At 62.4% G+C, this 10,115-nt stretch carries 12 protein-coding genes; 6 read left to right on the plus strand and 6 right to left on the minus strand.

Features of this window, described 5'->3' with window-relative positions; translation table 11 throughout:
- The coding region (locus ABY454_RS11135; protein ID WP_372930692.1) for a DUF3775 domain-containing protein at window positions 1–421 on the plus strand (421 nt) is incomplete at its 5' end.
- 20 nt (window positions 422–441) lie between these two features.
- Here the strand turns inward: ABY454_RS11135 and ABY454_RS11140 are convergent.
- From ABY454_RS11140 to dapA, 3 genes are read right to left on the minus strand one after another with little or no spacing between them, the layout of a single operon-like run.
- Window positions 442–960, minus strand: coding sequence for a redoxin family protein (locus ABY454_RS11140; protein ID WP_372930694.1), 519 nt, complete (start codon window positions 958–960; stop codon window positions 442–444).
- A 2-nt stretch (window positions 961–962) separates the two neighbouring features.
- Window positions 963–1,433 (minus strand): SsrA-binding protein SmpB, encoded by a 471-nt coding sequence (smpB, locus tag ABY454_RS11145; RefSeq protein ID WP_372930696.1) that lies wholly within the window; start codon window positions 1,431–1,433, stop codon window positions 963–965.
- 21 nt (window positions 1,434–1,454) lie between these two features.
- The gene (dapA, locus tag ABY454_RS11150; RefSeq protein WP_372930713.1) at window positions 1,455–2,333 is read right to left on the minus strand and encodes a 4-hydroxy-tetrahydrodipicolinate synthase; all 879 of its coding nucleotides are present in this window, start codon (window positions 2,331–2,333) and stop codon (window positions 1,455–1,457) included.
- A gap of 375 nt (window positions 2,334–2,708) precedes the next feature.
- Between dapA and ABY454_RS11155 the strand changes: the two genes are divergently transcribed.
- A complete protein-coding gene (locus tag ABY454_RS11155) occupies window positions 2,709–5,246 on the plus strand; it encodes a lytic transglycosylase domain-containing protein (protein ID WP_372930697.1) in 2,538 nt (845 codons plus the stop codon).
- A gap of 137 nt (window positions 5,247–5,383) precedes the next feature.
- Complete coding sequence (locus ABY454_RS11160) at window positions 5,384–6,271, plus strand: alpha/beta fold hydrolase (RefSeq protein ID WP_372930699.1); 888 nt, start codon at window positions 5,384–5,386, stop codon at window positions 6,269–6,271.
- 31 nt (window positions 6,272–6,302) lie between these two features.
- Here the strand turns inward: ABY454_RS11160 and ABY454_RS11165 are convergent, their stop codons facing one another.
- On the minus strand, window positions 6,303–7,301 hold the full coding sequence (locus ABY454_RS11165) for a hypothetical protein (RefSeq protein WP_372930701.1): 999 nt from the start codon (window positions 7,299–7,301) through the stop codon (window positions 6,303–6,305).
- A 346-nt stretch (window positions 7,302–7,647) separates the two neighbouring features.
- Window positions 7,648–7,788 (minus strand): DUF3096 domain-containing protein, encoded by a 141-nt coding sequence (locus tag ABY454_RS11170; RefSeq protein ID WP_372930703.1) that lies wholly within the window; start codon window positions 7,786–7,788, stop codon window positions 7,648–7,650.
- Between the two features lie 158 nt (window positions 7,789–7,946).
- Between ABY454_RS11170 and ABY454_RS11175 the strand changes: the two genes are divergently transcribed.
- On the plus strand, window positions 7,947–8,387 hold the full coding sequence (locus ABY454_RS11175; protein ID WP_372930705.1) for a hypothetical protein: 441 nt from the start codon (window positions 7,947–7,949) through the stop codon (window positions 8,385–8,387).
- A gap of 31 nt (window positions 8,388–8,418) precedes the next feature.
- Here ABY454_RS11175 and ABY454_RS11180 read toward each other — a convergent pair whose 3' ends face one another.
- Entirely contained in the window at window positions 8,419–9,342 is a 924-nt protein-coding gene (locus ABY454_RS11180; protein WP_372930707.1) for a YihY/virulence factor BrkB family protein, read from the minus strand.
- A 144-nt stretch (window positions 9,343–9,486) separates the two neighbouring features.
- Between ABY454_RS11180 and ABY454_RS11185 the strand changes: the two genes are divergently transcribed.
- Window positions 9,487–9,726 carry a hypothetical protein gene (locus tag ABY454_RS11185; protein WP_372930709.1) on the plus strand — a complete coding sequence of 80 codons (240 nt, stop codon included), beginning with the start codon at window positions 9,487–9,489 and terminating at the stop codon, window positions 9,724–9,726.
- 11 nt (window positions 9,727–9,737) lie between these two features.
- A complete protein-coding gene (locus ABY454_RS11190) occupies window positions 9,738–10,103 on the plus strand; it encodes a hypothetical protein (RefSeq protein ID WP_372930711.1) in 366 nt (121 codons plus the stop codon).
- The last annotated feature ends 12 nt before the right edge of the window (window positions 10,104–10,115 follow it).

Genomic DNA, 10,115 nt, shown 5'->3' on the forward strand with positions numbered 1-10,115 from the left:
CGAGGAGGTTCCGATGGCCGGAATAGAAATTTCACCGACGAAGGTCGGCTTCGTCATTCTGAAGGCGCGCGAGTACGGCGCGAAGGTCGGCGCTTGGGACGACAGCGCCACGTCCGACCATGATGCGGAGTCGATCCTGGAGGACTTCGCCGACGACTCCACTGTCGCCGAGCTGAAAGAGTTCATCCACGATCTCAACGAGGACGAGCAAGTCAGCCTCGTGGCGCTCGCCTGGATCGGCCGCGGCACCTTCAGTCCAGAGGAAGTCAGCGAGGCCATCGATACCGCCCGCGCCGAACGGACCACCCGCACGGAGGACTATCTCCTCGGAATCCCGTTGCTCTCCGATTACTTGGAAGAAGGCTTGGATAAGCTCGGCTATTCCGTCGAGGAGGCCGAAGACGGCGCCATGGGTGACTAGCCCAGGCGACTAGGCGGTAACTAGCGTGTCGCCTTCTCAAGCCAAGCGAGCACCTCGTCGGCGTGGGTCGCCGGATCCGGCACCGGATAGAACGGAACCTCAATCGCGCCGTCCCTCACCACAAGTGTGAGTCGTTTCAGGTAGGTCTGACCGCCTGTTGCGAAACTGGGTAATGCCAGCGCCCCCGAAAATTCCTCTCCCGTATCGCTGAGGAGCGGGAACGGCAGGCCCAGGCGCGTGGCCAGCTCCTGCTGATAGCCGACCTCCTGGAGGCTCAGCGCGAACAGCCGCACGTCAAGGGCCTCGAACCGGGGTGAGAGGGCGCCGAAGCGCTCCAATTCAGGTGTCGAGCCATGGGCGCCGGGAATATCGTCCCAAAGCGGCGGGTTCGGCTGACCGGGACACCCCGTCCAGGGATAGACGGCGATGACGCTGCGCCCAGGCAGCGGCGCGACGTCGATCTCAGCGCCATCGGTTGCCGGCAAGGTCACAGACGGTAAGGCCATGCCCGTGGTCAGGCGCTGGCCTCCCTCCGCCATGCTCAGCCCTTCTCCCGCATGAGCCGGCCCTTCTGGCGCTCCCAATCGCGCTTCTTCTGCGTCTCGCGCTTGTCGTAGATCTTCTTGCCGCGGCCGAGCCCAAGCTGGAGCTTGGCCAGCCCACGTGCATTGAAGTAGAGGCGTAAAGGAATGAGCGCCATGCCTTCGCGTTGGATTGCGCCCGACAACCGCGCCATTTCCTTCTTATGCAGCAGGAGTTTTCGGTGCCGCGTGGGCTCGTGGCCGTCGCGCGCGGCGCCCTTATACTCGTCGATGCGGGCGTTGATCAGAAAGAGTTCGCCGCCTTCGTCGGAGACGTAGGACTCCGCGATGTTCCCCTTGCCCGCGCGCAGCGACTTCACCTCCGAGCCGCTGAGCACAATACCGGCTTCGATTGTATCTTCGATCGCGTAGTTGAAACGAGCCTTGCGGTTCTCGGCGACGAGCTTTCCGCTCTCGCGCTTCGGCGCCATGATGAGCCTCTTTCCGCGAAACTAGACCGTGGCGAGGCCAACGGCCGCAATCGCCTCGTCCACGCTTTTTCGCGCCGCATCGCCGATCGGCGCCAGCGGCAGCCGCGTCTCGCCACTGCATAGACCAAGCTTGGCGGCGGCATATTTCACCGGTCCGGGATTGGCTTCCACGAACAGTGCGTCATGCAGCGGCATGAGCCGGTCCTGGATCTCGAGCGCCCGCTTCAGGTTTCCGCCAAGGCAGGCAAGTTGAAACTCCGAACAGAGCGCCGGTGCCACATTGGCGGTCACCGAGATGCACCCCACCCCGCCATGGGCCATAAAGCCAAGCGCCGTTGCGTCCTCGCCTGAGAGCTGGATGAACTCATGCCCCATTGCCGCGCGCTGTTCACTGACGCGCGCCATGTTGGCCGTCGCATCCTTCACGCCCACGATGTTCTTGAGCTTAAACAGCCGCGCCATCGTGTCCACCGACATGTCGATCACGCTGCGGCCCGGGATGTTGTAGATGACGATGGGAATGTCGGTCGCATCGTTGATGGCCTTGTAGTGGAGGTAAAGCCCCTCCTGGGTCGGCTTGTTATAATACGGCGTCACCACGAGCGCGCCGTCGGCGCCGGCGGACTTCGCGTGCCGCGTGAGTTCCACCGCCTCAGCCGTCGAGTTGGAGCCTGTCCCGGCGATCACGGGCACCCGGCGATCGGCCGCGTCGATGCACAGCTCGATAACGCGCCGATGCTCGTCGTGATCGAGCGTGGGGGATTCGCCCGTGGTCCCGCACGGCACGAGCCCGTGGGTGCCTTGGTCGATCTGCCACTCCACAAGCTTCCGGAAGGCGGTCTCGTCCAGAGAGCCATCCTTGAAGGGCGTGATGAGGGCCGTGATCGAGCCTTGAAACATCGGCATGGTCAAAGCAGGTTCCTACTCGGAGCGCGTGTTCTTGAAAAACGTACGAAAAGTGGGGCGGACAATAGGGTCTGCGGCGTGAGGCGGCAAGCAGGAGCGCGGACGGAGCGCATGGCTTCAAGCTGATTGCGGCCCAGGCGCCCCTAGCTCACCAGCAGACTTTCAAAATTATACGCCTGATTAGCGGGTTATGGGCGCTATTTCAGGTCCTATCCGACGTGGCGCCGACGCCCAGCAGTCATTATTCCGCCGGAATCTTTGAGACATTCTGGGAATTGGATACACTTATGTGACCTTGATCGTCGCGGCTCCCGGTCGGGGGACGTACTGACCGCGCGATACAGGCCGTAACCGGTACCGTCCGACGAGATGAAACGCATCAGCGCGCACTATTTGATATTGCTTGTCGCGATGGCCCTGGCCGGCTCTGTGCCCGCCATGGCGAAGACGGATGCCGTTCCCCTGCCCGATCGGAACCCGGAGCGTCCGGCGGTGGCCGCCGCCGACCCGGCAGCCCCGGCACAAGAGGCCGCTCAAGAGACGCCCGCCACCCCGTCCGAGACGCCGACCGCCGCTGCACCGGCAATGCCCGCCTCGCCACAAGCCAACGAGGCCAACACGACGACTGTTGCCGCCATCCCGAAACCTGAGCGCAATCCTCAGAACACCACGACAATCTCCGAGCCGGCGACGGAAGACGCAAAGGCCGACGGCGACGGCGCGCAGGACGTAAAAGGGGAAGTCGCGAAGGCGGAAGACGCAAAAGCGGAAGACGCGGGCGAAACCGAAGAAGAAGCCAGCGGCCCCTTCGTTGCGCCCGACAACGCACCACTTCCCGAGATCAATCCCAACCGGGATCCGACCTTCGTGAAGGCGCCGACACCGGCTCTGGACTACGCCGCGATCCTGGAGCCGCTGCTGTCCTACAAGATTAGTTCCGACGATGAGAGCCGGATGCGCTTCGTCATGCGCAACAAGGGTTCCGTCGAAGAGACGGCCGCGAAGATTTCCGATCCCGCGGTGCGCGACTTCGCGTTCTGGTATCGCTACAAGCACAACAAGAGCACGTTTTTGGACGCGGCCGCCGTCGAGGCCTACCGCTTGAGCCATCCCATGTGGCCCAGCCAAGACAAGCTGCGCGAAAAGGCTGAGACCTCGCTCTTGCTCAAGGACGCCCCGCCAGATCAGATCAAAGCCTTCTTCGATGCCAAGCCGCCGCAAACAGGCGCCGGTGAGGCGGCGCTGGCGACTGTCTACATGAAGGAGAACCGAGAGGCCGAAGCCAAGGACCTCATCGCCTCGGCATGGTGCGATCATCGGCTCCACCCAGACGTTGAAAAAAAGATCCTCGATAGTTTTGGATCGATGCTCACGCACAAGCATCACCGGGCGCGCATCGACGGCCTGCTCTATCCGGACAAGAAGTCCGCCGCGCCTGCGGCACTGCGGATGTCGAAGCTGCTTCCTGACTCGGACAAGAAGAAAGTCAAAGCCCGGATCGCCGTCCTCCAACGCGGCGGCAATGCCGGAAAACTGCTCGATGCCTTACCCGACGACGCCGTCGAAGACGATGTCGGCTTGCGCTTCAACAACATTCAGTGGCTGCGGCGGACCAAGAAGAAAGACAAGCGACTCCGGGCCTGGAAGCTCCTACTGGATGCGCCGGTGGAGCCGAGTGTCCTCCTCGATCTCGACGAGTGGTGGATCGAGCGCCGGGTCAATGTGCGCGCCGCGCTCAATGACGGGCATCCGCGCACCGCATATCAGATCGCCGCGAAGCATGGGATGAAGTCCGGCAACTCGTATGTCGAGGCCGAGTTCCTGGCCGGCTGGGTGGCGCTGCGCTACCTGAACGAGCCGCAAACGGCGCTCAAGCATTTCCTTGCCTTGCGCAAGGCGGCAAAGGACTCGCGCAGGATTGCCCTTGGCGAATACTGGCTCGGCCGTACAGCCCTGGCGCTCGGCGACCGCGGCTCCGCCATGATCCATTTCCACGGCGCGGCCAAGTACCCGCAATATTTCTACGGCCAACTAGGCCGTCAGTCCCTCGACCCCCGCCCGGCCCGTCTCGCCGTGACGTCGACGCCGGTCCCCACGCAGGCCGATATCGATCGCTTCATGGCGCGCCCCGCCGTTCGGGCTGTTGGTGTTGCCCGCGCAACCAAGCTGTCATGGGTCGCGCCGCAATTCTTCTTGGCGCTCGCGCGTACGCTGGATAACGGCCCGGAGGTCGTACTGGTTGCCGAACTGGCCAAGGCCATGGGGCATAACCAGATTGCACTTCGGCTTTCGAAGATCGCCTTCAACCGGGATCTGCCCATGGGCGATTACGCGCTTCCCGTGGGCGTGATGCCCTCGTTCAAGAGCCTCCTGGATGAGCGCGTGGACCCGGCCCTGGTCCATGCCCTGTCGCGCCAGGAAAGCGAGTTCAACGCCGGGGCCAAGAGCCCGGTCGGCGCCAGCGGTTTGATGCAGCTGATGCCAGCCACCGCGCGCGGCGTCGCCCGGCGCTACAAGGTCCAATACTCCAAGTCCCGGCTGACCAACCCTGCCTACAACACCCAGCTCGGCGAAGCGTTCCTGAGCGACCTAATCAACAGCTATAACGGCTCCTACATCATGGCGCTCGCGGCCTACAATGCTGGCCCGGGCCGGGTCAAAGAGTGGATAGAGCTCTACGGCGACCCGCGCACGAACGAGATCGATCCGGTGGACTGGGTCGAGCGTATCCCCTTCACCGAGACACGCCGCTACGTAATCAAGATCATGGAGACATTGCAGCTCTACCGCTCCCGGCTGGCCGGGCCCGACGGCGCGCTCCACCTGGTGCAGGACCTCAATCGCGGGCGCAAGGATACTCCCTCCACGACAGCGTCGGCCGCCGCGCCACCGCCCAAAACGCCTTGAACTTCGCACCTTGCGACCCGCCGCGCTCTCGGGTTGACTCTTGAAGCCTTGTCATCAAGCTTGCGACGCACAGCGGGCCGCGCGCAGCCCGCACACGGTTGTAGCTTCGGAAACGCTCCCTATGTTGGTCGGTTGTAATGCCAGAGCTTGATGGCAAGCCGTGGCGAGACATCTTCTACACGTCGTTCGACGACTTGAGGCTTTGCGCTCGTCACTACCGTGCACCGGACGAACGGTTCCGGAGCGTCATCTGCTTAGCGGGACTGACGCGCAATGCGCGCGACTTTCACACGCTTGCCACCTATCTCTCGACGCATCCTGAGAAACCGCGCAATGTCTATTGCCTCGATTGCCGGGGGCGCGGGCGCTCCGCGTACGACCCCAATTGGCGAAACTACGTGCCTTATATCGAGCTGCTGGATGTTCTCGATTTCCTGACAGCACACGGCCTGCATCGCGTCGGGATCGTGGGAACCTCGCGCGGCGGTATCATCACCATGTTGATGGCTGCGCTTCGCCCGACAGCCATGGGGCCCGTGGTGCTCAACGATATCGGTCCCGTTATCGAAACGCGCGGGCTCGCGCGCATCGTCAACTATGTCGGACGCATGCCAACCCCAAAGACCTGGGCGGACGCCATAACGATCATGCGAGAGATCAATGGCCGCGGTTTTCCTGAGTTCACGGATGCGCAATGGGATCAGATGGCCCGCGGCGTGTTCGAGGAGCGCAAAGGTCGCCTCGTGCTGTCCTACGACCGCAAGCTCGCCAAGGCGATCGGCAGCGTGGACTTGAGCCGCCCATTTCCCGATATGTGGCCGCAGTTCACCGCACTCAATCATGTTCCCGCCTTCGTCTTGCGCGGTGAGCACTCCGACCTCCTCAGCGCCGAGACGCTGGAGAAGATGATCGAGCTCCATCCGAACCTGCGTGCGATGACGGTGCCCGAGCAAGGCCACGCACCGGTGCTCCAGGAACAGGAACCCGTCGAGGCGATCGGCGGATTTTTCGCCGTCAACGATTAGACCTAAGAGTTTGCGCGGCTTGCGGCGGCTTCTACTCGGACGGAGGAAGCGGCGACAAGGGCGGCAGTTCGCCCTTCGGCCATGCGTCGTTGGTTTTCACGTAGGTCTTGATCCGTGGAAGCACGCGGGCGGCAACATCGCGCGGGGCCGTTGCCTCCTTCCACTTGATGCTCTCGGACGTGGAGAACAGCTTAGGCAGGTCGCGGCGCAGCTGGGAAGACACGGCGACGGCCGTTCCCTTATCCGGCGCAACACCTTCGATGCTCACGGCTAGTCCGGACACTGCGACCTTTCCGGTCCTCAGCTTGCTCAGCGCGTGGAGCGCCGCGGTCACGGCCTCGTCCCAATTCTTCGGTGCACCGGATGCGACTTCAAGACGGTCGTCGAGCCCAGGCCTTTCGAACAACTGCCGTGACAACTCGCGCACCTGTTTGCGGGAGTCCTCGCTCGGTACGCTGCCCGTGAGGCTCAGCGTGTTGACGCCGAGGTCGGCAGTGAAAATGAACGGGTCCACGATCGGTGGCCGCACTCCATCGCCTTTGGTCGTCAGCCCCGCCGGCAAGGGGCCCGCGAGCGCCTTCCTGATTTCCTCATAGTCCTCGGTACTGCCGGCCTCGCCTGCCACGACCAGGTTGGTACCGGCGATCCGCACGGCCCCTTCCTTCAGATGAGTCAGCTGCTGTAAGCCGAAGCTCACCGCACCGAGCCAGCGCTCTCGCGGCGGGCCGCCTTCGACGATCTTCAGCTTCTCTTCGACCTTCAGGTCGGGAAAGTTCGCCTTGACCATACCCAGGATGGTCCGGCGGTCTTCTTCGGAAGCAACGGTGCCGCGAAGCTTCAGTCCCGACTCGCCGCGCACGGCCACCCACGAATAGCCGCTCGGGGCTGCCTTCTGTTTGTTGGGAGCGGGCTTCTTCTCGTCCTTGACGTACTGCAACAAGGACGCAGCCGGGCTGTCTGCCCAGAACGCGGCGTGCGCGTAGACCGCACCGCCCACCATAAACGCAACGATGAGACCGAGTAGCGACACGGTGCGAACATTCGGACGAACGCCCTTGGCACTTTCGGCCCCGCGCCCCGCTCGATTTCTCTGTTCACTCACTGGGTCAGAACCCTATCTGTCTGCAACGTCCGGCCGAAGCGCCGCCAAGACACGGCCGGAAGGTCCATGCCTTCGGCCCGCCGAAGGGGCAAACGTCCGTAAGAATTGGTGCTCGCGCCCAGCTGGCACCCTACCCCTAGGAAGTGAGCGCTAAACGCCAATTATAGGGCATCGCGCAAGGCTCTTCCAGATTGCTCTCGCCGAGATTTCCCCAGGCATGTGCCACCCTCCGCACTGTGGCCACGGCCCCTCGCAACTCTAGGACCTCAGCGGATTATTGGAGGTGATTCGCCAGCCCGATAATGCCGATGGCGATGAGATAGATGGCCACGACATAATTCAGGAGTCTCGGCATCAACAAGATTAAGACACCGGCGACAAGTGCAATCAGCGGATTTAGTAGAAGTGGGTCCATGGCTGGCTACGGTTCCTCCCGTCAAATAAGGGCTCTCCGGCCCGATTCGATTGACTGCCGGCGCGCAGCATATGCGATCGGCAGGGGCTTGTCCTGACCTGAACCCTTTGTCACAAACCCGCTCAGGCTGATCTGTGGAACCTCCCCAAGCACCCTCTATGACACGTCTTGTCCTGCTCGCCGGCGAGGAGTCCAACGACGACGAGGAGGATGTCGCCGCCTCCACCAAACTGTGGCAGGCGGTCAAGATCATCGCCATCGCCGACGCGGTGATGAGCCTCGACAACGTCATCGCCATCGCCATGGCCGCACGCGGCAGCTACGCGCTGTTGATGTTCGGTCTTGCGGTCAGCATGGCGGGCGCGGCGCTGATCATGGCGCTGCTGGAACGATTCCCGATTATCATTTGGGCCGGCGCGGCCTTGCTCGGCTGGATCGCCGGCGAGATCATCGCCAAGGATCCGCTGATCACCGGCGCGCTCGATCCTGCCATGGCGCACTCCGCGTGGATGGTCGGGGGCACGTTGGGTGCGATCTTCGTGCTGGCCGTCGGTCTGTGGCGGCGGCGAATGGTCCGGCGCGGGCCTGACGAGGTGTAACCGTTCGCTGGCACGCTGCACTACCTAAAGCTCAGTCTTTCGCATTCGCCTTGTCCGCAGTTGGCTTGTTCGCATTCGACCCGATGCGGCGTTCGACCTGCGCGTTGATCTCCGCGCCGAGCAGCACGATGTAGAACGACAGGTAGAGCCAAAACAGCAAAATGATAACGCCGCCGAGCGTTCCGTACATCCTGTCGTAGTGCGCAAAGTTCGAGACGTAGTAGGAAAACCCCAAAGAAGCGAGCAACCACATCAGCGCGGCGAATACCGAGCCGACGCTCATCCACTCCCATTTGGGACTCGGCCGGCTCGGTCCGAACCGGTACATCAGCGTCAGCAGAAAAATCGTCAACCCAAGGAAAACCGGCCAGCGCAGATATTTGACGAGTGTCTGGTATATTTCTTCGTGGCCCGCGTCACCGAATAGGACCGGCACGTAAACGATGGCGAACAACGCCACGGCGCCGCCGACGATGGCGATGAAGGTGTAACCGATTGCACTGACATAGAAGTGCAGAATGTTGCGCCGTTCGGGCTCGCCATAAGCGATGTTCAGAGCGGAGAACATGGCTTGAATGCCGCGATTGGCACTCCAGAGCGCGATGGTCAGGCTGACCGCGAAACTCCAGCCCAGGGTCCGCCCAGAAGTTGAAGCGATACGCTGGATCTGCTCGATGACGATGTCATAGGCCTGCGCCGGCAACACCGTTTCCAGCATGCCAAACTGGTGCTCGACAGTATCCGGGTCGGCCGTGAGGCCGTAGAGCGAGATCATGGCGGTGAGCGCGGGGAAGATGGCGAACAGCGCGTAATAGGCGCAGCCGGCGGACACCACGGACAGATGGTCCTCTGCAGCCTTGATCGCCACGTCCTTCACGATTTCCCACCATGCTTTTGGGTGGATGTGATAGGGCCGCGTCGCGCTTGGTTGGATCGACTTTGGCTTATCGGTCATAGGCTCATGAAGGGTCGTTGGGCGTGGCCGAACACAAGCAGATTAGCCCTGTCACGTCGAGCAGAGTCCCCGTGGGCTCGGACTCCCAAGCCCAGCGCATGGCCGAGAATCGGCTATACTACCGACGCTGTGGGAGGTCCTAAGATGACCGCAAAGATCGTGATGTTGTACCTGACGATTTACAACTGCGACACCGGCGCGGCGCTGTATCAGAGCGCCCGTCAAATGCCCGGCTTCTCCGTCAGCGGCGACCGCATCGAGGACTGCCGTAGAGCCGGCGTGCAGGCGGCGAAGACGTTGACAAAGCGCTTTCGGTACGACTACCCGAACGCAAGTTCCAACGTGGTTTGCCGATGGGAGTCTATACCCTCGCAACGTGCTTAAGGGCCTCAAGGATGATGAATGTCAAACAGATCAGACACGACATTGCCGCTGCTGTTCTTGCCGCAATTGTTGCGGTGCTCGCCAGCACTGCGAGCTTCGCCGGCGACCAGACCGGCACCTATATGACCGAGGACACCAAGGGCAATGCGTTCCGCATTGTCCTTGCGGGCGACGGTATGGCCACCGGGTCGAAGGATGGCCACGACTTGAACGGAACCTGGACCAAGGATGGCGATGCCGCCGTCATCAAATGGAGCACAGGTTGGATCACCACGCTTGCGAGAGACGGCGACGCCTACAAAAAGGCCGTCCACCGTCCCGGCACGCCACTGGACGGCCCGCCGACGCACACTACCGGCGCCAAGAAGCTCGAATAGTTTTCAGACCTC

It is taken from the genome of Methyloceanibacter sp. (assembly GCF_041573655.1).
GTDB lineage: Bacteria > Pseudomonadota > Alphaproteobacteria > Rhizobiales > Methyloligellaceae > Methyloceanibacter.

What these genes read in the sequence shown, in the direction of transcription:
- ABY454_RS11160 (WP_372930699.1), top strand. Translation starts at nt 5,384, where the DNA reads ATGCCAGAGCTTGATGGCAAGCCGTGGCGAGACATCTTCTACACGTCG.
- ABY454_RS11155 (WP_372930697.1), top strand. Translation starts at nt 2,709, where the DNA reads ATGAAACGCATCAGCGCGCACTATTTGATATTGCTTGTCGCGATGGCC.
- smpB (WP_372930696.1), bottom strand. Translation starts at nt 1,433, where the DNA reads ATGGCGCCGAAGCGCGAGAGCGGAAAGCTCGTCGCCGAGAACCGCAAG.
- ABY454_RS11190 (WP_372930711.1), top strand. Translation starts at nt 9,738, where the DNA reads ATGATGAATGTCAAACAGATCAGACACGACATTGCCGCTGCTGTTCTT.
- ABY454_RS11185 (WP_372930709.1), top strand. Translation starts at nt 9,487, where the DNA reads ATGACCGCAAAGATCGTGATGTTGTACCTGACGATTTACAACTGCGAC.
- ABY454_RS11180 (WP_372930707.1), bottom strand. Translation starts at nt 9,342, where the DNA reads ATGACCGATAAGCCAAAGTCGATCCAACCAAGCGCGACGCGGCCCTAT.
- ABY454_RS11175 (WP_372930705.1), top strand. Translation starts at nt 7,947, where the DNA reads ATGACACGTCTTGTCCTGCTCGCCGGCGAGGAGTCCAACGACGACGAG.
- ABY454_RS11140 (WP_372930694.1), bottom strand. Translation starts at nt 960, where the DNA reads ATGGCGGAGGGAGGCCAGCGCCTGACCACGGGCATGGCCTTACCGTCT.
- dapA (WP_372930713.1), bottom strand. Translation starts at nt 2,333, where the DNA reads ATGTTTCAAGGCTCGATCACGGCCCTCATCACGCCCTTCAAGGATGGC.
- ABY454_RS11170 (WP_372930703.1), bottom strand. Translation starts at nt 7,788, where the DNA reads ATGGACCCACTTCTACTAAATCCGCTGATTGCACTTGTCGCCGGTGTC.